This is a genomic window from Nocardioides sp. InS609-2, assembly GCF_023208195.1.
Taxonomy (GTDB): domain Bacteria; phylum Actinomycetota; class Actinomycetes; order Propionibacteriales; family Nocardioidaceae; genus Nocardioides.
This window is the reverse complement of the sequence record NZ_CP060034.1, coordinates 2,771,348-2,790,345: the sequence shown is the minus strand read 5'-3', so window position 1 is coordinate 2,790,345 and position 18,998 is coordinate 2,771,348. Positions and strand designations below refer to the sequence as shown.

At 70.8% G+C, this 18,998-nt stretch carries 23 protein-coding genes; 11 read left to right on the top strand and 12 right to left on the bottom strand.

All coding sequences use genetic code 11. The annotated features are described in order from the left end of the window. Positions 1-358: 358 nt before the first annotated feature. From H4Q84_RS14450 to H4Q84_RS14440, 3 genes are read left to right on the top strand one after another with little or no spacing between them, the layout of a single operon-like run. A complete protein-coding gene (locus H4Q84_RS14450; protein ID WP_248579793.1) occupies positions 359-1,576 on the top strand; it encodes an arginine deiminase in 1,218 nt (405 codons plus the stop codon). 56 nt (positions 1,577-1,632) lie between these two features. Then, positions 1,633-2,022: a cyclic nucleotide-binding domain-containing protein gene (locus H4Q84_RS14445; protein ID WP_248579792.1), complete on the top strand. Its 390-nt coding sequence runs from the start codon at positions 1,633-1,635 to the stop codon at positions 2,020-2,022. A gap of 1 nt (position 2,023) precedes the next feature. After that, positions 2,024-3,028 carry an adenylate/guanylate cyclase domain-containing protein gene (locus H4Q84_RS14440; RefSeq protein WP_248579791.1) on the top strand — a complete coding sequence of 335 codons (1,005 nt, stop codon included), beginning with the start codon at positions 2,024-2,026 and terminating at the stop codon, positions 3,026-3,028. A 196-nt stretch (positions 3,029-3,224) separates the two neighbouring features. Here H4Q84_RS14440 and H4Q84_RS14435 read toward each other — a convergent pair whose 3' ends face one another. From H4Q84_RS14435 to H4Q84_RS14425, 3 genes are read right to left on the bottom strand one after another with little or no spacing between them, the layout of a single operon-like run. Beyond that, positions 3,225-4,154 carry a DUF5926 family protein gene (locus H4Q84_RS14435; protein ID WP_248579790.1) on the bottom strand — a complete coding sequence of 310 codons (930 nt, stop codon included), beginning with the start codon at positions 4,152-4,154 and terminating at the stop codon, positions 3,225-3,227. Between the two features lie 9 nt (positions 4,155-4,163). Then, on the bottom strand, positions 4,164-4,943 hold the full coding sequence (locus tag H4Q84_RS14430; protein WP_248579789.1) for a glycerophosphodiester phosphodiesterase family protein: 780 nt from the start codon (positions 4,941-4,943) through the stop codon (positions 4,164-4,166). Then, positions 4,940-5,314 (bottom strand): VOC family protein, encoded by a 375-nt coding sequence (locus H4Q84_RS14425; protein ID WP_248579788.1) that lies wholly within the window; start codon positions 5,312-5,314, stop codon positions 4,940-4,942. The genes H4Q84_RS14430 and H4Q84_RS14425 overlap by 4 nt, the downstream gene beginning before the upstream one ends. A gap of 97 nt (positions 5,315-5,411) precedes the next feature. Here H4Q84_RS14425 and H4Q84_RS14420 point away from each other — a divergent pair, with 97 nt between their 5' ends. Both H4Q84_RS14420 and H4Q84_RS14415 read left to right on the top strand, forming a co-directional pair. Further along, entirely contained in the window at positions 5,412-6,317 is a 906-nt protein-coding gene (locus H4Q84_RS14420; RefSeq protein ID WP_248579787.1) for an aminoglycoside phosphotransferase family protein, read from the top strand. Between the two features lie 67 nt (positions 6,318-6,384). Then, on the top strand, positions 6,385-6,774 hold the full coding sequence (locus tag H4Q84_RS14415; RefSeq protein WP_248579786.1) for a VOC family protein: 390 nt from the start codon (positions 6,385-6,387) through the stop codon (positions 6,772-6,774). 284 nt (positions 6,775-7,058) lie between these two features. Here H4Q84_RS14415 and H4Q84_RS14410 read toward each other — a convergent pair whose 3' ends face one another. From H4Q84_RS14410 to H4Q84_RS14400, 3 genes are all read right to left on the bottom strand, one after another. Beyond that, positions 7,059-7,349, bottom strand: a complete 291-nt coding sequence (locus H4Q84_RS14410) for a GNAT family N-acetyltransferase (protein WP_248579785.1) — start codon at positions 7,347-7,349, stop codon at positions 7,059-7,061. A gap of 95 nt (positions 7,350-7,444) precedes the next feature. Beyond that, positions 7,445-8,647: an ATP-binding protein gene (locus H4Q84_RS14405; protein ID WP_248579784.1), complete on the bottom strand. Its 1,203-nt coding sequence runs from the start codon at positions 8,645-8,647 to the stop codon at positions 7,445-7,447. Positions 8,648-8,680: 33 nt separating this feature from the next. Continuing rightward, positions 8,681-9,310 (bottom strand): TetR/AcrR family transcriptional regulator, encoded by a 630-nt coding sequence (locus H4Q84_RS14400; RefSeq protein ID WP_248579783.1) that lies wholly within the window; start codon positions 9,308-9,310, stop codon positions 8,681-8,683. 114 nt (positions 9,311-9,424) lie between these two features. Here H4Q84_RS14400 and H4Q84_RS14395 point away from each other — a divergent pair, with 114 nt between their 5' ends. Then, on the top strand, positions 9,425-9,853 hold the full coding sequence (locus tag H4Q84_RS14395) for an ester cyclase (RefSeq protein WP_248579782.1): 429 nt from the start codon (positions 9,425-9,427) through the stop codon (positions 9,851-9,853). Between the two features lie 5 nt (positions 9,854-9,858). Here the strand turns inward: H4Q84_RS14395 and H4Q84_RS14390 are convergent, their stop codons facing one another. Then, complete coding sequence (locus tag H4Q84_RS14390) at positions 9,859-10,134, bottom strand: hypothetical protein (protein WP_248579781.1); 276 nt, start codon at positions 10,132-10,134, stop codon at positions 9,859-9,861. 51 nt (positions 10,135-10,185) lie between these two features. Between H4Q84_RS14390 and H4Q84_RS14385 the strand changes: the two genes are divergently transcribed. The 4 genes from H4Q84_RS14385 to chrA all read left to right on the top strand — a co-directional run bounded on the left by H4Q84_RS14385 (position 10,186) and on the right by chrA (position 13,412). After that, the gene (locus H4Q84_RS14385; RefSeq protein ID WP_248579780.1) at positions 10,186-11,052 is read left to right on the top strand and encodes a DNA-formamidopyrimidine glycosylase family protein; all 867 of its coding nucleotides are present in this window, start codon (positions 10,186-10,188) and stop codon (positions 11,050-11,052) included. A gap of 64 nt (positions 11,053-11,116) precedes the next feature. Beyond that, positions 11,117-11,626, top strand: coding sequence for a Chromate resistance protein ChrB (locus H4Q84_RS14380; protein WP_248579779.1), 510 nt, complete (start codon positions 11,117-11,119; stop codon positions 11,624-11,626). Next, entirely contained in the window at positions 11,623-12,057 is a 435-nt protein-coding gene (locus H4Q84_RS14375; RefSeq protein ID WP_248579778.1) for a chromate resistance protein ChrB domain-containing protein, read from the top strand. Before H4Q84_RS14380 ends, H4Q84_RS14375 begins: the two co-directional genes overlap by 4 nt. Continuing rightward, positions 12,054-13,412, top strand: a complete 1,359-nt coding sequence (gene chrA / locus H4Q84_RS14370) for a chromate efflux transporter (protein ID WP_248579777.1) — start codon at positions 12,054-12,056, stop codon at positions 13,410-13,412. The genes H4Q84_RS14375 and chrA overlap by 4 nt, the downstream gene beginning before the upstream one ends. Before the next feature lie 253 nt (positions 13,413-13,665). On the opposite strand, the gene H4Q84_RS14365 is transcribed toward chrA, so the two are convergent. Together H4Q84_RS14365 and aat are read right to left on the bottom strand one after the other, a co-directional pair. After that, positions 13,666-14,121: a hypothetical protein gene (locus H4Q84_RS14365; RefSeq protein ID WP_248579776.1), complete on the bottom strand. Its 456-nt coding sequence runs from the start codon at positions 14,119-14,121 to the stop codon at positions 13,666-13,668. Positions 14,122-14,179: 58 nt separating this feature from the next. Continuing rightward, positions 14,180-14,866 (bottom strand): leucyl/phenylalanyl-tRNA--protein transferase, encoded by a 687-nt coding sequence (aat, locus tag H4Q84_RS14360; protein WP_248579775.1) that lies wholly within the window; start codon positions 14,864-14,866, stop codon positions 14,180-14,182. 32 nt (positions 14,867-14,898) lie between these two features. Between aat and H4Q84_RS14355 the strand changes: the two genes are divergently transcribed. Beyond that, positions 14,899-15,579 carry an EcsC family protein gene (locus tag H4Q84_RS14355; RefSeq protein ID WP_248579774.1) on the top strand — a complete coding sequence of 227 codons (681 nt, stop codon included), beginning with the start codon at positions 14,899-14,901 and terminating at the stop codon, positions 15,577-15,579. On the opposite strand, the gene H4Q84_RS14350 is transcribed toward H4Q84_RS14355, so the two are convergent. From H4Q84_RS14350 to H4Q84_RS14340, 3 genes are read right to left on the bottom strand one after another with little or no spacing between them, the layout of a single operon-like run. Then, positions 15,540-16,754, bottom strand: coding sequence for a hypothetical protein (locus tag H4Q84_RS14350; RefSeq protein ID WP_248579773.1), 1,215 nt, complete (start codon positions 16,752-16,754; stop codon positions 15,540-15,542). The two genes, H4Q84_RS14355 and H4Q84_RS14350, sit on opposite strands and share 40 nt — an antisense overlap. Then, a complete protein-coding gene (locus H4Q84_RS14345; protein ID WP_248579772.1) occupies positions 16,751-17,893 on the bottom strand; it encodes a hypothetical protein in 1,143 nt (380 codons plus the stop codon). The genes H4Q84_RS14350 and H4Q84_RS14345 overlap by 4 nt, the downstream gene beginning before the upstream one ends. Further along, positions 17,890-18,975 carry a hypothetical protein gene (locus H4Q84_RS14340; RefSeq protein WP_248579771.1) on the bottom strand — a complete coding sequence of 362 codons (1,086 nt, stop codon included), beginning with the start codon at positions 18,973-18,975 and terminating at the stop codon, positions 17,890-17,892. Before H4Q84_RS14340 ends, H4Q84_RS14345 begins: the two co-directional genes overlap by 4 nt. Positions 18,976-18,998: the final 23 nt, after the last annotated feature.

Below are 18,998 nucleotides of genomic sequence, written 5' to 3'. Positions count from 1 at the left end.
CTCGTCATCAGGTCGGCCGACGGGGAACCGTTGAGGAGTACGACCTCTCCTACCGCGCCGCCCGGGTGATCGTGGAGTGCGACGGCCGCCACCACGTCGGGCGCGCAGCGGCGTGGGAGTCCGATCTGGACCGGCGCGAGGCGATCGACGACGACGGCTGGCGGATTCTCGTCGTCGTGAGCAGCGCGCGGCGTGATCGGATCCACGCAGGTGTCCCAGTTGTGGCCCTCGACCGCCCCGGCTCAGGGCCACTTCTCGGGCACGCGCGAGGCGGGGTGGCTCGGCCATCCCGCTACCGATTCGGGTGCCGAGGGAGTCCGGGCTCGCCGCCACCCGAGCGCGCCACTAGAGTCGCGCCATGGTTGATCAGCCCCGGCACCCGCACGGCGCCGACAGTGAGGTCGGTGTCCTCCAGACGGTCATGCTCCACCGCCCCGGACCGGAGCTGAAACGGCTGACGCCCCGCAACAACGACAAGCTCCTCTTCGACGGCATCCCGTGGGTGAGCCGCGCCCAGGACGAGCACGACGCGTTCGCCGACGCCCTGCGCAGCCGCAACGTCGAGGTGCTCTACCTGACGGACCTGCTGATCGAGACCCTCGGGGGCGAGCACGCGCGCGAGCTGGCGATCGAGGGCGTCACGAACACCCTTCACCTCGGCGACACGATGGCGCAGTACCTGCTCGGCTTCCTGCACGAGCTCTCGCCCGACGAGCTCGCGCTGTTCCTCACCGCCGGCGTCCGCAACGACGAGGTCCGCGGCGGCCACGGCCTGGTCACCAGCCTGCTGGCCGACGACGACTTCCTCATCGACCCGCTGCCCAACCTGCTGTTCACCCGCGACTCCAGCGTCTGGATCGGCGACCGCGTCGCGATCACCAGCCTGGCCATGCCGGCCCGCAAGCGCGAGACCCAGCTGACCGAGCTGATCTACACCGAGCACCCGCGCTTCGCCGGCACCCCTTCGATCCACGGCTGGCACCACGAGAACGTCGAGGGTGGCGACGTACTCCTCCTGGGACCGGGCGTCATCGCCGTCGGCGTCGGCGAACGTACGACGCCAGCCGGCGTCGAGCGCCTCGCCCGCCAGGTCTTCGAGGCGGAGCTCGCACACACCGTGCTGGCCGTGCCGATCGCGCAGGAGCGCGCGACCATGCACCTCGACACCGTCTGCACGATGGTCGACACCGACAAGATCGTGATGTATCCCAACGTCGCCGACGCGCTGCGCGCCTACACCGTGACCCAGTCCGAGCCCGGAGTGCTCGTCGTGGGCGACGCCGAGCCGTTCCTCGTGGCCGCCGCGAAGGCGATGGAGATCGACACCCTCCACCAGATCGACACCGGCCTCGACCCGGTCACCGCCGAGCGCGAGCAGTGGGACGACGGCAACAACACCCTCGCCCTCGCGCCGCGGGTGGCGGTGGCCTACGAGCGCAACGACGAGACCAACGACCGCCTCGAGGAGTCCGGCATCGAGGTCGTCCGGATCGCCGGCTCCGAACTCGGGTCGGGTCGTGGCGGGCCGCGCTGCATGAGCTGCCCCATCTCGCGCGCGCCGCTGCCCACGTCCTGAGCCGCATCCACGCATTACGATGCGGCTGGGAGGGAATCCTTCGAAAGGGAACCCACATGGCTGACTCCATCTTCGACGGCTTCACCGACAAGGAAGTCGCGCGCATCAAGGCGGCCGGCCGCGCCGTGAAGGTGCCCGCGGGCTGGTCCCCCATCTGGGAGAAGACCGGCGCCGACAAGGCCTACATCCTGGTGAGCGGTGAGGCGTCAGTACGCCGCGGCGGCCAGGAGATCGCCGTACTCGGCCCTGGCGAGATCATGGGCGAGGCCGGCATCATCAACCACTCTCTGCGCACCGCGTCGATCGTCGCGCTGACGCCGCTCGAGCTGATCCACTTCACCAGCGAGACCGTGCGCGAGCTGGTCGACGAGATCCCCGCGTTCGGCGCCAAGCTGCGTGAGGCGGCGGATGCCCGCCTCGGGGCCACGAGCACCGACGGCGGCTGACTTGGCCGACCACCCCACCAGCGATCTGGCGGCTGCGCTGGGCGAGGTTGAGGCGTTCCTGCTCGGGGAGGCACCGCACCTGACCCGCGTCGAGGTCGCCGAGAAGGCCGGCGTCGACCTCGATGTCGCCATGCAGCTGTGGCGGCTGCTGGGCTTCCCGCATGCCGCCGACGACGAGCCGGCGTTCACCGAGAGCGACGTGGCCGCGCTGCGGATGACCGACGAGCTGATGCAGATGGGCGTCATCGACGAGGAGTCGCAGGCGGCGCTGGTGCGCACCTGGGGACGCAGCTTCGCGCGGCTCGCGGAGTGGCAGACCGACCTGCTGACCGGGATCGCCGTCGAGGGCGAGGACCCAGAGGTGCGGATGGCCGAGCTGGCCACCGGGGTGCTCCCCCGCGTCGAGGCGCTGCAGTCCTACATCTGGCGCCGCCACCTCGCCAGCGCCGCCAACCGGCTGGTCGACACCGGCGGTGACACCGAGGTCACGATGGCGGTTGGCTTCGTCGACATCGTCGGCTACACCACGCACAGCAAGAGCCTCGACGAGCGCGAGCTGGTCTCCTGGATCGAGCACTTCGAGCAGGAGGCCACCGGCACCGTCGTCGACCTCGGCGGCCGGGTCATCAAGACGATCGGCGACGAGATCCTGTACGTCGCGGACGACCCGCTCGACGCCGTCGAGATCGCCCTCACCCTGACCGCGCGCGGTGCCGACGAGGACGACGCCTTCCCGGACGTGCGCGCCGGCATCGCCCATGGCGGGGTGGTCAGCCGGCTCGGTGACGTCTTCGGACCGACGGTCAACATCGCCTCCCGGCTCACCTCGGTGGCCCGCCCCGGCACGGTCGTGGTCGACCGCGGGGTCTACGCCGCGCTGGCCGGCCAGGAGGAGGACCCGGAGACCAACGACGCCGAGTCCGCGTCGTACCGCTTCAAGCGGATGCGCCGGGCCTCTGTGAAGGGCTACTCACGGCTCCAGCCCTGGCGGGTTCGCCGCGCCTGAGGACCTCCGGGCATGAAAGAACCCGGCCGTTGTTGACGGGGGAAACAACAACGACCGGGCCTTCACCAAAACCTACGCGGCACGTGCGGTGGGCACAACCACCGCCCCGCAGAATCAGAAGAGATTTTGCCAGCATCCGGACAGGGTCGTCCGCCCCACGCCGGGTTGGGGCCCGGCGTCCGGCGGACGACTCGACTCAGCGGAGGGTGACCTGCCGGTTGGCGAGTCCCGCACGTGCGGAACGCTGCGCCGGAGTCAGCTCGGAGGTGTCGGCGAGCGCGTCGGCCAGCGCCGTGGCGAACGCCGCGGTCGGCTTCTCCAGCGCCTCGGCCCCGGTGCCGAGCGGGAGGTCCCAGACCGGGGTCAGCAGGCCGTGTGCCCGGAACATGCCGACCAGCCGCGAGTCGGCGACCAGCGAGTCCTCGCCGGCGGCGTGCAGTCGCGAGAGCGCGTCGAGCAGGGCATCCTCGGGCTCCGGCATGATCCAGCGCAGGTGCTCCTTCGTGCCGACGTCGGTCCAGTACGCCGCGTCGACACTGGTCAGCCGAGCAGTCGGCGACGCGGCGCCATTGGCCTGGTCGAGGGCGGCCTGCATGGAGGTGTCGGGGTCCTCCACGTCGTCGATCCAGTAGCCGAAGCCGTCGTGCACGGTCACATCGAGCGTGTCGTTGCTGATCAGGTCCTGCAGCCGCGGGCCCTCGCCGGGCGCGCTCGTGAGGCCGACGATGCCGGGCTCCTCGGTGGCCAGCGCCCTTTCGAGTACGGCGGCCAGGTCGCGTGCCGGGTCGCCGTACTGGTGCTGCACCTGCAACCCCAGCCACACGTCTCCCGACGCGCGCACCATCGCGGGCGCGGCCATCGGCAGCAGGCTGGCGAGACGGACGACGCGGTCGCTGTCCTTGAGGGTCAGCGGCGCGGTTGCGGCGGGCACCAGCTCGCGCAGCGCGATCACGTCGCACTCGCTCGGCATGCCCTCGAACGGCCGGCTGATGTAAGCCGCCGACGCGCCGTCGGCCGAGCCGTGACATGCCTTGTAGCGCTTGCCGGAGCCGCACGGGCAGGGCTGGCGCGGGCCGACTTCGCCGGGGGCGGTGGGCTGGGACGTGGTGCGTGACTTCTTCGCCATGCGGCGAACCTATCGGTCCAACAGCTCCAGCATGTACGCCGGGCGGTCGCTGATCACGGCCTTCACACCGTGGTCGAGGCAGACCTGCAGGTCGTCCTCGGTGTTGACGGTCCAGACGTGGAGGTCGCGCCGGTTCCTGGCCATCTTGCGGGCGAACGACGGCGACTCCCGCAGCGCCTCGATGCCGGGCCCGAGGATCCAGTCGTCACCGACCATCGGCTTGAGGGCGGGCCAGTGATGGCTCTTGTCGATGAGCATCACGACGTCGATGCCCGGCGCGAGCTTCCGGGTGCGCTGGAGAGCACGGTAGGAGAAGCTCATCACCCGCGCCGGCGACCCGGCCCGGTCCCAGCCGAAGTCACGCAGCATCTCGACGAGTCGGCGTTCGACCAGGCCGCCGTACCGCACCGGGTGTTTCGTCTCGATCGCCAGCTCGATGCGGCGGTCGTAGTCGGTCACGGTCTCCAGCAGCTTGCGCAGGGTCAGCACCTTGCCGAGCGCGACGTCCTGGTCGGGAGCCTCGTCGTCGAACTCCGACCATGGGTTCTTCCACGACGCGAAGTCGAGCTCGTCGAGGTCGGCCAGGCGCATGGTGGACACGACCCCCCTGGTCGACGTCGTACGCCGCAGGTCGCGGTCATGCACGCAGATGAGGTGTCCGTCGGCGGTGAGCCGGACGTCGCATTCGAGAGCCTCTGCACCGACGTCGAGCGCACGGAGATAGGCGCCCAGCGTGTGCTCGGCGTTCTCGTGGCTGGCGCCTCGGTGCGCGACGACCTGTGGCCTCATGACGCGCGGGCTCGCTGCTCCACGAGCCCGACGAGGTTGCCTTCGGAGTCGTTGACGAACGCCTGCCACTCGTCGGTGCCGGTCGGACCGAGGGTGTCGTCCTCGTGACCGAAGATGACGTGCGGCTCGGATACCACCTGCACACCGGCGTCACGCAGCCGGCTGACCGCCGCCTCTATGTCGTCGACGGCGAGGTAGAGGGTCGCCGGCGGGGCCGCCTGCTCGAGCAGGAGCCGCACCCCGTCGAGGTCGAAGAACAGCAGCCCGGGCGGGTCGTACGTCGCCGTCGGGGGGCAGCCGAGGAGCATCGTGTAGAACTCCGCAGCACGAGTCAGGTCGTCGGCCCGTTGGGCGATCTGGACGATCCTCATGACGGCAGCATCCCACGCCCCGCGCGACTCGGTTCGGCACCTCGCCCGTGGCTAGGCTGCGTCGCATGGGGACTCTCGGGCAGCACGCGGCCGCACCGTGAAGGAAGCACCGGTCGGGGTCGCCGAGGCAGATGTCCTGGCTGCGGTGCGATCGCACTGGCTGACTTCCGTGGTGCGCGTGACGCACCTGCCGGTCGGGTTCGGGGCGCACCACTGGCGGGCCGACACGGCCGCCGGACCGGCGCTGTTCGTCACCCTCGACGGGCTCGGCTCGCGGCACTCGCTGTCGTCGCTGCGGTCGGCGTACGCCGGCGCCGCTGCACTCGCGGACGCCGGGCTGGAGTTCGTGGTCGCTCCGCTGCCGCCGTACGCCGTGGCGTTCGGTGACGGGGCGCTGAGCGTGACGCCGTGGCTGCCCGGACCAGCCGTCGGCAACGGGGATGTGGTGGATGCAGATGGAGATGCGGCGATGTTGTCGCGCTTGCACGCCTCGGCCCCGGGTGACATCCCCGTCTGGGCGCCCCTCGTCTCCGCGGACTTTGCCTCCGCCCTGCTTCCCCGGCTCTCCTCGTCGTGGGACACCGGGCAGTTCGGGCCGGCTGCTCGCGACGCATTGCGGGCACGGATCGACGCCATCGAGGGCTGGACCGCGTCGTACCACCAACTCGCATCCGCGGCCATCAGCCGGCCGTGGGTGCCGACGCACGGCGAGCCGCACACCCGCAACCAGGTGCGGCTCCCGGACGGGCGCGCAGCGCTAGTCGACTGGGAGTCGCTCAAGCTGGCGCCGCGCGAACGCGACCTGCGCGGCATCGTCGCGGCCGGCCGGTCCGACCTGGTCGATGCCGACGGCGGGATGCTCGAGATGTTCGACCTGGAGTGGCGGCTCGACGAGATCAGTCAGTACGCCGCGTGGTTCGCCGCGCCGCACATCGGCACCGCCAGTGACGAGGAGGCGTTCGGTGGGCTGATGGAGGAGCTCGACCGGCCACCCGCTGGTTGAGGAAGGCGCCCTGGCGCCTCTCTCGAAACCATTGGCGGGTGTGATTCGAACGCAACAGGCTGGGCCCATGACCCTCACCATCCAGTGCCTCGTCATCGACTCCCACGACCCCGACCTGCTTGCCGGCTTCTGGCAGGAGGCGCTGGGCTGGCGGCGTACGCACGACACACCCGACGAGGTCGCCCTCGAGCCACCCGCCGGGAGCCCGCAGGACGGCGTCACGCCAGACCTGCTGTTCGTGCGCGTGCCAGGCGACAAGGCCGGCAAGAACCGGCTGCACCTCGACCTGCGTCCCGAGGACCGCGATGCCGAGGTGGCGCGGGTGGAGTCGCTGGGCGCCACCCGGACCGACGTCGGGCAGGACTCGAGTGTGTCGTGGGTGGTGATGGCGGACCCTGAGGGCAATGAGTTCTGCGTGCTGCGCGCCTTCACCGCGGAGGAGCTGGCGACGCTCTGACTAGCTGGGCAGGAGCGTCTCCGGGTCCAGTCCGCCGAGCCGGCGCGGGCCGCCGCGGATCAGGTACGACTCGAGCACCAGCTCGGCGCGCGGCCAGCGCGGCACCGGTGTCCATCTCGCCGGTCCACGCCTGCGCGAGCTCAGGGCCGTCGTCGTCCCAGCGCAATCGCGCGAACTGATGCCGACCGGCGTACCCGGCGGGTGATCCCTCGTGCGCCTCCCCGAGTACGGCGCCGGGCAGCCGCTCCGCGAACGCAGTGAGGTGGGCCCAGCTGGTCATCGGCTCAGGGTGCGACGAGCGGGGCGTAGTCGGGGTGCCGCTCGATCCAGCCCTTGATGAACGGGCAGTCCGGCTTCACGGTGCGGGTCCCGTCGGCGCGCACGTCGTCGAGTGCCTGCCGGGCCAGCACCCCACCCACGCCCTGGCCCCCGAACGCGTCGGCCACCTCGGTGTGGGTGAAAGTGATCTGCTCGTCGTTCAGCGTGTACGCCGCGAACCCGGCCACCTCGCCGTCGACCAGCGCCTCATAGCGGAACTGCTCAGGGTTGTTGCGCACGGTGACGTCACCGGGCATGGCTTTCCTCCCAAGGTCGTGGCGACCGTGTCATCGTGCGTCGTGGACGTCAAGGTGGCCGCGGCTGTCCCGTCGCCGACATCGTGGCCTGACCGCTATCCCTGCTCGCGCAGGTACCTCCCGAAGTGCGGCACCGTGAACGCGATCCGGCCGCGCTCGCCGGAGTAGATCAGGCCCTTCTTCAGCAGGCTGTCGCGGGCGGGGCTGAGCGACTGCGGCTTCTTCTCGAGTACGCCGGCCACGTCGGCGGTCGGCACGGAGTCGGCGTCGTCGAGTGGCTCGTCCAGGCTCGACGCGACCGACGCCATGGCGCGGAGGTACTCCCGCTCCCCCGGCGTCGCCCGTTCGTAGCGACTGCCGAAGAAGCCGACCGCGAGCTCGGCCTCCGCTTCGGGCGCGGCCACCGAGACGTCGTCGACGGTGATGGGTGAACGGGGGGCCAGGTCCCAGACGGCCTTGCCGTAGGCCTGGATGAAGTACGGGTAGCCCCCGGTCGCGGCGTACATCGCGGCCAGCGCATCGGCCTCGAAGGCAGCCTCCTCACCGGCGGCCGGCGCCGTCAGCGCGAGATCGGCGGCGTCGCGAGCCAGCCGGTCGATGCGCTGGTAGCGGAAGAGCCGTTCGGAGTAGGACTTGCTGGCCGACAGCACCGCCGGCAGGTGCGGCAGCCCTGCCCCGACGACGATGACGGGCAGACCGCTCTGGCTGATCTCGTGGCAGGCCGCGCACAGGGCCGAGACGTCGTCGATGCCGAGGTCCTGCATCTCGTCGACGAAGACGGCGATGCCGAGGCCCTTGTCGGCGGCCAGCCCGCCGAGGTCGGTGAAGAGCTCGACCAGGTCGATCTCGATGTCGCCCGAGTCGGCCCGGCCACGCGCTGCCGGCACGTCGATGCCGGGACTCCACTGGTCCTTCAGCTTCGCGTTGGGTCCGGCGTCGCGCTGCGCGAAGGCCTTGATGACGCCGAGCACCTGGTCGACCTCATCTCGCTGCGGGTGACCGAGCTCGCGCACGGCTTGGTGGAGCGCGCTCGACAGGGGCCGGCGCAACCCCTGGTCGGGTCGCGCCTCGAGCTTGCCGGTGCCCCAGCCCTTGCGCACGGCCGCCGAGCGCAGCGCATTGAGCAGCACGGTCTTGCCGACACCCCGAAGCCCGGTGAGCACGAGGCTGCGCTCGGGCCGGTTCTTCGACACCCGCTCGAGTACGACGTCGAACGCGCGCAGCTGCTCGTCGCGACCGGCCAGCTCGGGCGGGCGCTGGCCGGCGCCGGGTGCGTACGGGTTACGGATCGGGTCCACGATGCGACCGTATCGGTCGATCTAGCGGAATCCCTAGATTTCCGGCGTACGCCGCGGCACGAGGATGCCGTCGCCGATGCCCTGCTCCAGCCAGGCCTGGTAGGCACGACGCGACCAGCCGCTGGTGTCGCGCAGCATCAGGTGCACTTCGGGTGAGGTCAGCGTCCACACCACCTGTCCGGCACGGGTCACGGTCAGCCCGTCACGGAGCGGGCCGTTCGCCGCGATCCAGCCGACGTGTGCCCGCATCGCCGTACCCCGCTGACGAACCTGGATGTCCTCGCGCAGCGCCGCGGCCTCCGGATCGACCGCGGCCGCGCTGCGCAGGATGTCGTCGAGGGGCCGGATCCGCTCGAGCTGACCGGTGACGCCGCGAGCCAGCATCCGGACCTGGACCCGCTGGTCGGTCTCGGTGCGCACCGCCTGCGGGCCGGGTCGCTCCAGCATCGACACCGGGTCGTCGTCACCGCCGATGACGACGTCCAGCACCTCCTTGAGCAGCGCGATCTTGGAACCCAAGGTCTTGTAGACGGTGTCGACCGAGACATCTGCGGCACCCGCGATCATGCCCAGCGTCGTTGCTGCGTAGCCCTTCTCGAGAAAGCTCGAGGTCGCGGCCTCGATGACCCGGCGCCGGGTCTCGGCGGCCCGGGCGGAGCGCACCGACGAACGATAGGGCCGCCGGCCCCTTGACGAACTGCTCTCTTCAGGCACATATTCACTCTAGTGGCACTAGAATAAATAGAACCGCCAACACGCGGAGACAGGAGCCTCACCATGCTGGAAGTCACGAGTCCCCTCGAGGTCGTGCGTCGCATGTTCGACGAGGGGTTCGCCACCGGGAACGACGACATCGTCGACGAGCTGTGCTCGCCGGACCTGGTGGAGCACCAGTTCGGGCTGGTCGGCAGCGGGCCGGACGCCATCGCCCATGTGAAGGCGGCGATCCGCGACGTACACGGAGCAGTGCCCGACATGAGCTTCACCCTCGAGGACTCCGTGGTCGAAGGTGACCGCGTGTGGGTGCGCGCCCGGGGACGCGGCACGAACACCGGCCCGTTCTTCGGACCGCCGTCGGGTCAGCCCGTCGACATCACCGTCTTCGACATGGCACGCGTCGTCGACGGTCGGATCGTGGAGCACTGGGGAGTGCCCGACCGGTTCGCGCTGCTCGCCCAGACCGGGGTTCTGGCGCGGGTGGGCTGACCGCCTCAGGCGCCGGTCGCGTGGTTCCGGTCGCCACGGCTCACCCGACGCCTGGCCCGCGCGTCGTCGTACGCGTAGTCAAGACCGGCGCGCAGCATCTCGATCAGATCGGGAACCTCGTCGACCGCCAGCCTGAACGAGCCGGTGCAGAGGTTGTCCCGCCACAGGCTGAGCACGACCAGGTCGGCCTCGTTGTGCCACGAGACGCGGAGCGCGCGGTCGTCACCACGGGCGTCGAGATGGATCGACCCCGTCGTCGGCAGCGGCCGGGCCACGGTCATGGATCCATTGTGGCTCGGCCACGGTGACGTGTCACGACCTAGGATGGCGCCGTGCCCGAGCTGCCCGAGGTAGAGGCGCTGGCCCAGGACCTGACCGGCCGGCTCCGCGACCGCGCCATCACCCGCATCGACCTGGCCGCGTTCAGCGCGCTCAAGACGTTCGACCCGCCGCTGCAGGCGCTGCACGGCACGATGGTCGATGGCGTCACCCGACGCGGCAAGTTCCTCGACATCGAGGCCAGCGGACTGCACCTGGTGCTCCACCTCGCGCGGATGGGCTGGGTGCGCTGGCGCGACGAGGTGCCCAAGCTGCCGGCCAAGCCCAACAGCAAGAGCCCGCTCGCGGCGCGCGTCGTGCTCGATGACGACACCGGGCTCGACATCACCGAGTACGGCACCAAGAAGAGCCTCGCGATCTACGTCTCCCGCGACCCGTCCGAGATCCCCGGCATCGCCCGGCTCGGGCCCGACCCGCTGGCCGACGAGTTCACCATCGACGTGCTCGGCGAGATCCTCCAGCGTGAGGGCCGCAAGCAGATCAAGGGCGTGCTGCGCCACCAGGGCACCATCGCGGGCATCGGCAACGCCTACTCCGACGAGATCCTGCACGCCGCGCGGATGTCGCCGTTCAAGCCGGCCAGCAGCCTGACTGACGCCGAGCTGCAGACGTTGTACGACGCGATCGAGGGCACGCTCGGTGACGCCGTCGACCGCTCCCGTGGACTGGCGGCCAGCGAGCTCAAGGGCGAGAAGAAGTCACACCTCGCAGTGCACGCACGCACCGGCGAGGCCTGCCCGGTGTGCGGCGACATCGTGCGCGAGGTGAGCTTCGCCGACTCGAGCCTCCAGTACTGCGCCACCTGCCAGACCGGTGGCAAGCCGCTGGCCGACCGGCGGATGTCGAAGCTGCTGAAGTAGCGCCCGTCTGAATGTAGTGCGGTTCCCTTGACTCCTTCTAACGCCTTCGGCAAGGTTTGTAACCGTGGTTACATCAGCGGAGCGGGTGAGGTGGATCTCGCTGATCTACAAGGTGCCCCGCACCCCGTCGGCACCACGCATCGCGATCTGGCGTCGACTCCGCGCCCTGGGTGTGGCGCAGCTCGGCGACGGCGCGGCCGCGCTGCCCGAGGATGCCAGGACCTGTGAGCACCTCGAGTGGGTTGCAGACCAGGTGATCGAGGCCGGAGGCACTGCCCTGCTGTTGCGGTCCGAGGCGTTGTCGGCAGCCGACGAGCGCACGATGGCCAGTGCCATGGCGGCTGCCCGGGCCGAGGAGTACCAGCGGCTCGTGCTGCGCGCGACTGAGGCGATCGCGGGCGATGCTCCGGAGCGGGCGCTCATACGACTCCGGCGGGAGCTGCGCAGGGTGCAACGCCGCGACTACTTCCCACCCGCAGAGCGCGAGGCAGCGGTCGCGGCCCTCGCCGCCCTCGCTGTCGTCGTACGCGAGAGCCCGGTAGGCGACGAAGCGCAGCGGAAGCTCTCGTCATGAGGTGGGCCACGCGCGCCGGCATCCACATCGACCGGGCCTCATCAGCCTGGCTGATCCGGCGGTGCATCGACCCTGCGGCGGAGTTCGTCTTCGTCTCGGCGCCCGACGACGTGCCAGCCGGCGCCACTCCCTTCGACATGCGCGGGGTCGAATACGGCCATCATGGTGACGACTGCACCTTCGAGACCCTGTTGCGCCGCCACGACCTGCATGATCCGGTGCTGTGGCGGATTGCGGCGATCATCCACGAGGCCGACCTCGAGGACGGCCGGTACGACGCGCCGGAGGCACCCGGCCTGGACGTGGTCCTCCGAGGTCTGTCGATGACGCAGGACGACCCCACGGTCCTCGCCCTCACCGGGCCGATCTTCGACGGGCTCTACGACTACTTCCGGCGCAGCATGATCCTCGGGAAGGACGCCCCCGCGTGAGCGCCCAGACCCGCGACGTGATCCCACTGCGCGAGGCCACCAGGGCCTGGTTCGCCATCTCGTTGCAGACCTTCGGCGGTCCCGCCGGCCAGATCGCCGTCATGCAGCGCACCCTGGTCGAGGAGAAGCGGTGGATCGGCCAGCAGCGGTTCCTCTTCGCGCTCTCCTACTGCACCCTGTTGCCCGGCCCCGAGGCGCAACAGCTGGCGACCTACGTCGGGTGGCTCCTCAACGGCGTCAGAGGCGCGCTCGTCGCGGGGATCCTGTTCATCCTGCCTGGCGTCGTCGCGCTTCTCGTCCTGTCAGGGGTGTACGTCGCCTACGGCGACACCACGGTGGTCGAAGCACTGTTCCTGGGGCTGGCACCGGCGGTCATCGCCATCGTCGTCCAGGCCGTCATCCGTGTCGGCAGGAAGGGCCTGAGCCATCCAGCGCTCGTCGGGCTGGCCCTCGCCGCCTTCCTGTCCCTGACACTGTTCGCAGTGCCCTTTCCTGTTGTCGTTGCGGCAGCAGCCTTCATCGGCTGGCTGCTCGGCCGGGCCATCCCCGACCTCACCGCCCCGAAGGGGACAGCAGTCGATGACGGTCCGCCGCCCCTCATCCCCGACGACGCGCTGCACGCCGAGCGCCCGTCCGGTCGACGATCGGCGATGATCCTCGTCACCGGCCTCGTGCTGTGGGCGACGCCGGTCGCGCTGGCCGCGCTGGCGTTCGGGCGATCCAGCATCTTCGTCGACCAGGGCGTCTTCTTCTCCGGTGCCGCGGTCGTCACCTTCGGAGGGGCGTACGCCGTCCTGGCGTACGTCGCCCAGCAAGCCGTCCAGGTCTACGGCTGGCTCGCCCCCGGCGAGATGGTCCGCGGACTCGCCCTTGCCGAGACCACGCCCGGCCCGCTCGTCATGGTCGTCCAGTTCGTCGCTTTCGTCGGCGCCTTCCGTGCTCCCGGAGACCTCAACCCGTGGGTCGCGGCCACCATCGCGGCCCTGCTGACGACATGGGTCACGTTCGTGCCGTGCTTCCTGTTCATCCTGCTCGGCGCGCCGTACGTCGAACGGTTGCGCGGCAACCGCGCCCTCGCGACGGCTCTGACCGGCATCACCGCAGCCGTCGTCGGTGTCATCGCCAACCTCGCGATCTACTTCGCGCTCCACACTCTCTTCGGCGATACCCGGCGCATCACCACCGGGCCGTTCTCCTTCGAGACGCCTGTGCTCGACTCGGTCCAGTGGGCCGCGCTGGCGATCACCGGGCTCGGCTGCGCGCTCATCTTCTGGCGCGGCTGGTCGGTGCTGCGCACACTCGGGGCCTGCGCTCTGGCGGGTGTCGTGATCGGGTTGTTCGATGCGGTGATGTGAGGCGACGATGTGTCCATGTGCCGAGCAGTGCGATGCAGGACGTGTGGCAAGACGACCTGGGCCGGGTGCGGCCAGCACGTCGGTCAGGTCAAGGCCGGCGTGCCAGCCGCGGACTGGTGTCCGGGCGGGCACAGCAGGACCGAGATCGACGCCGCCGGCGGTGGTTGGCTGCGCAGGCTGTTGGGTCGCTGAGTGATCGGCGGGTCTCGATACACCCGCTCGTCCCTCGCGGGCACTCGACCAACGAGAACGGTCAGCTGGGCGCGTCGGACGGCATCAGGTCCTCGAGCGGGTTGCCGCAGCTGTCGGTGACGTAGGTGGTGAACGCCTCGGCCTGCTTCTTCTCGTCGTCGGAGATGTCGGCGCCGAGGTCCTCGAGGCTGGTCTTCTTCAGCTCCTCGATGTCGAGGTCGCTGACCTCGTCCAGGGTGAGCTCGAAGCCCTCGCGGGCGTCGTCGGAGATGCCCTCGGGCGTGCCGATGTCTTCCAGATTCTTGGCCCAGCTCTTGACCGCCTCGAGCGTCTCCTCGTCGCCGGGCGCCTCGCCGTCCTTGCTCATCGCAGCCAGGTCGGTGAACAGCGACTGGTAGCCGTCGCAGAACTCCGCCTTCGACGCATCCGCGGGCGCGCCACCACCGCCACCACCACCGCACGCAACGACACCGCCGGCGACCAGGACGAGTGATGCGGCGAGCAGTGCGTGCTTCATGGCGATTCCCCTCGAAAGCTTCAGGCTGTCACCGACACCCTGCCCTATGGGCGCCGCTTCATGCCTGTTGGGTCGAGTCGAACGCGGGCGGCAGAGGCACCCCGAGTACGCCGGCCAGCCGGGCCGCATAGTCCGTCCGGCTCGTCTCGCTCACCCCCAGCGTCGCGAGGTGGTCGGTGCGCCACTGCACGTCTACGAGCCGGTCACCGGGCGCCTGGTGCAGGAGGTCGACCAGCCCGACCAGGGCCACCTTCGACGCGTCGCGCTCGCGGTGGAACATCGACTCCCCCGCGAACAGACCACCGATCGCCACGCCGTACAGGCCACCGGCGAGCCGGCCGTCACGCCACGCCTCGACCGAGTGCACCCAGCCGAGGTCGTGCAGCCGGAGGTACGCCGCCCGGATGTCGGCGTCGATCCAGCCGTCCGGCCGGGTCGGATCGGCGCAGGCGTCGATGACCTCCGCGCAGGCGGTGTCGACACGGATCTCGTACGTGGGGCAGGCCCGGCGCAGCGACCGCGTCACGCGCAGGTCGGCGAGCTCGAGCACGCCGCGTCGTACGGGGCAGAACCAGTACGGCGGATCGTGCGGCCGCCCGATCGGCATCGGGAACAGCCCCTGCCGGTAGGCGGCGAGGAGGGTGCCCGGCTCGAGGTCGGCGCCGATCGCGACCAGGTCGTCGTCGGGGTCCATCTCCCCCAGGCCCGGCAGCTGCCACGGGCTGACAGCGGGTTCGACGGGCACGGCCTCACCGTAGTGCCCCGTAGGCTGGCGGCATGGGTGTCTCCTCGAACATCGGCAAGAGCCTGGCCCCTCGGATCACCGAGCTGGCTCCGGGGCTGACCACCGGCTTCGTCCGCGAGGCGCTGTCGCGCGCAATCGCCGGCATCGGACCGCTCCCGCCCGCCGCCAAGGCGGCCGACAAGCAGCTGGCCGAGCAGAAGGGCAACGTCGACCGGGCCATCCACGAAGTGATCGAGAACCACGTCCGGTACGCCGGCGCCCAGGGCTTCGTGACCAACATCGGCGGGCTGGTCACCGCGACCCTGACGATCCCGGCGAACATCTCCGGCCTGGCGCTTGTGCAGTGCCGGATGATCGCCGGCATCGCACACCTGCGCGGCTACGACCTCGACGACCCCAAGGTCCGCAATGCGATCCTCGCCTGCCTCCTCGGCGACGAGCAGGTCGCCGAGATGGTGAAGAAGAAGAAGCTGCCGGCCCCGCCGATGGCGCTGGCCACCGCGCCGGCCCACGACCCGCACCTCGACACGGTCATCGCTGCCGTCGTCGCCTCCGACCTGATCGCCCGGGTGGCGGGCAAGAAGCTGGCGACCACGATCGGCCGCCGCGTGCCCGTCGTCGGCGGACTGGTCGGCGCAGGCGCCGACGGCTTCGCCACCTGGCGCATCGGCCGCTACGCCGAGCGCGAGCTCCTGCCGCGCAACCGGCGGTAGGCGCCGAGCCCGATCCGCCCGACGCGTCCGGTCTCGAGGCGTCGTACGAGCTTCTCGCGCATCCTGTACGTCGGCCGCAGATAGGCCCGCTCGAGCTGTGAGCGGGTGTCGGACAGCTCGCGATGGAGGTCCTCCTCGACGCGCCGCAGCCGGGTGGTCTCGACGAGCAGCGCCTTGATCGAGTCGAGCGCGGCCGACGCCACCTCACCCTCGTCGGGGTGGTCGGGGTCGGCGTACGACGTGGGCGGCGGCGGTCCGATCAGGTCGGCGACATCGCCGATGACGTCGTACCCCTGCTTCTCGATGTCGTCGACCCAGCGCTGCGAGACCTCCTGCGCCCAGGTGTGCAGGTGCGGCGGCAGCGCCAGCCGGGACGAGCGACCACGGCTCGACAGCGTCTGGTGGGCGAGCAGCTCGCGCACCAGCGGGCGGTAGTCACCGGGGTCGACGACCTTGATGATCTTGCGGTTGATGCGGCGTACGAGCGCGGTCTCGGGCACGCCGAGGGAGGGGTTGGCGCGCTCGGGTGTCAGGTCGAGGTCGAGCCCGTCGAGGCCGAAGGCGAGGCTGAACCGGCGCCACAGCTCGTCGCGCGGCGCACCCGGAGCGGGCACGGTGACGAGGTGGATGCGGTCGGGCGGGATCGCCGCGCCCCAGCGGTTGATGATGTCGGGGATCTCCTGGACACCCCAGAACCACGTGCCGATGCGGCTGTCGCGCTCGGGGTCGGTGATGACCTCGAGGAAGCGCTCGTAGGTGATGACGCTGCGGTGCTTGACGTTCTCCTGCCACTCGGCCGGGATCTGCCGGACGAGATCGCGCACGGACAGGATCAGGTGTATCTCGGCGCCGTCATCAGCTCCCAGCGAGGTGAGCGCCCGGTCGACCTGGGTGCGCGACGCGGTCGCGAGGATCTCGTGGCTGACGACCGAGGTGCCGGGCCAGGCGCGGACGTCGGCGGCCAAGCGGTCCCAGGCGCCGACGGCCTGGAGCTCGAGGCCGCCCCAGGTCAGCTTCATCAGGTCGAGCGCAGCCAGGAAGTGCTCGTCGAAGCGCTCAGCCGGGTAGAGGATGCCGTGCGTCGCGAGGCGTTCACGGTTGCGGTGCAGCACGTCCTGGAGGTGCGAGGTGCCGGTCTTGGGAGTGCCGACGTGCACCAGCACCCGCTTGCTCACCGCGCCACCCCTTCCGCGTCTCTTGTGGCCGTCTCGGCGCCAGCACCCAGCAGCGTCCGGACCGCCAGCTCGAGCGCGCCGCCGGTGGTCGGCAGCGAAGGCTCCTTGACCAGCGAGGGCACGAGTGCCTCCAGGTCGCCGTGCACAGGGTATCCAGCGCGACGCAGCTCCGTGGCCATCGCCGTCGCGCGGGTGGTCAGCCACCCGTGCAGCTCAGCGGGTACGCCGGCCGGTCGCCCGGGCGCGTCGGCGAGGCGCGGCCAGAACGTGCCCATCATCAGCTCACCCCGCACCGGCGGGGTCACCATCAGCCCGAGCATCGCGGCCACCCGCCTGGCCAGCTCGGCGGCGTCGGCCGACCGGGTCTCCGGCCTCGGGAGACGGCGTACGCCGACGCGCCCGCGCAGGGCGGCCGGCTCGAGCACGATGTGCACCCGGTCGGCGCCGCGGCGCTCGGCCCAGGTCGCGGCGAGGCGCGGCAGGTCGATGCGCGGAGGCAGCCGGCGCCGCTGGCGCCAGGTGTCGACGAAGTCGGGCCACGGCATCGCACCCTGCCCGAAGCAGCGGGCGGTCCAGGCGTCGGAGAGCATCTGGCCGAGATCGGCGCCGACCACGATGATGTCGCCCTTGGGACGCGGAGGGTGGCCGCGGGCGATGAGGTGGCGCCGTACCGGATCGCTCAGCAGCGGGTCGCCCACCAGCCGGTAGCGCTTGCGCCACGGCCTCGGCATGGCCGGCTCGCGGTCGGTCGGGACGCCCGCAGCGGCGACGTCCTCGGCGATGAGGTGGGCCGCGACGCGCAGCAGCTCGTGGTCGCCGAGGTCACCCGGGTCGACGGGTCGGGCTCCGAACGGCGACTCCTCTGCGGCTCCCACCAGCTCGAGGTCGGGTCGCCCGCGGCCGGGCGCGCTGGCGCCGAGGATGCGTTCGGCCAGCCCTGGGGCCGGGCGCGCGACGGCGTTGACCCGGCGGAGCAGCTCCAGCTGTTGGGCTCCGGGTACGACGCGGCCGTGCCCAGAGTTCGGCGCCGTCGTCGTACGCCAATCGCGCCAGCCGGTGGTGCCGCCAGCGCGCAGGTGCTCGACCCAGCCCCAGGCCCGGTCGAGGCCGGTGCTCCCGGTCTGGTCGGTCTGGCTCATCGGCGCCGCAAGCGCTTGCTGTTCTCGCGGATCCGGTAGCCCAGCGCACGCTCGGGGTCGGGTCGCGCGGCGGCCTCGCGGGTCATCACGCTCAGGGCGTCGAGTGCTGCGTCGAGCTGGAGCTTGGCGCCGACCCGGTCGGGGTCGCGCCACTGGGTGCCCTCGGGTGGGCGGCGCGGGCGGAGGTCGTCGACGTCCCCGACGACGTGCACGCCGCTGCCCTTGACCCAGTCGATCCAGAGGTCGGCCTGCTGGTCGGCCCACTCGAAGCGCGAGGGCGGCAGCCGCACCGGCACGGACTCGCGGCTCACCAGCTCACGCTGGGCCAGCAGCTCGCGGATCAGCGCGTCGTAGGTCTGCTCGCGGCGAACCGACAGCTCGAGGCGACGGTTGAGCCGGCGGATCAGCTGCGTCTCGGCGATGCCGAGCGAACGATTGGCACGCTCGCTGTCCTTGGGCGCCCACGCGGGGTCGATCGAGAATGCCTCGGCGAACCGCTGCCACAGCTCGTCCTGGCCGCGGTCGTGCGGCACGGTGACGACGTGCACGCGCTCGGGCGGCAGCTTCACGCTCCAGTTGTTGAGCACGGTCGGCAGGTCGAGGGCCTTCTGGAACCACGTCTCGCCGCGCTCGACCTTGTTGAGGAAACGCCGGAACGTCCACTTGCGACCCTGCTTGATCGACTCCTGCCAGGCAGCCGGCAGCTGGCGGCCAAGGTCACGCGCGGAGTAGACGACGTGCACCTCACAGCCGGCGAAGTCGTTCATCGCCTTCGCGATCTTGTCGGGCTTCGCAGCGCCGAGGATCTCGTGGCTGATGATCGCGGCGCCCGGCGCGCGTCGTACCCGACGCACCATCGAGTCCCAGCTGCCGTCGGCGTGCCCGGGGTCGCCGCCCCAGTCCTGGCCGAGCAGGTCAAGCGCGGCCCGGAAGTGGAACAGGTCGGCGTCGACGAAGCGGTTCTTGGTCGGGATCGTCACCCCGTGCGCGGCCAGCGATTCGGCGTTGAGCATCAGCCGGTCCTGGAGGTACGTCGTGCCCGTCTTCGGCGCTCCGACGTGCAGATAGACGGCCCGGCTCATGCGCGTGAGTCTAGGAGGTCGGA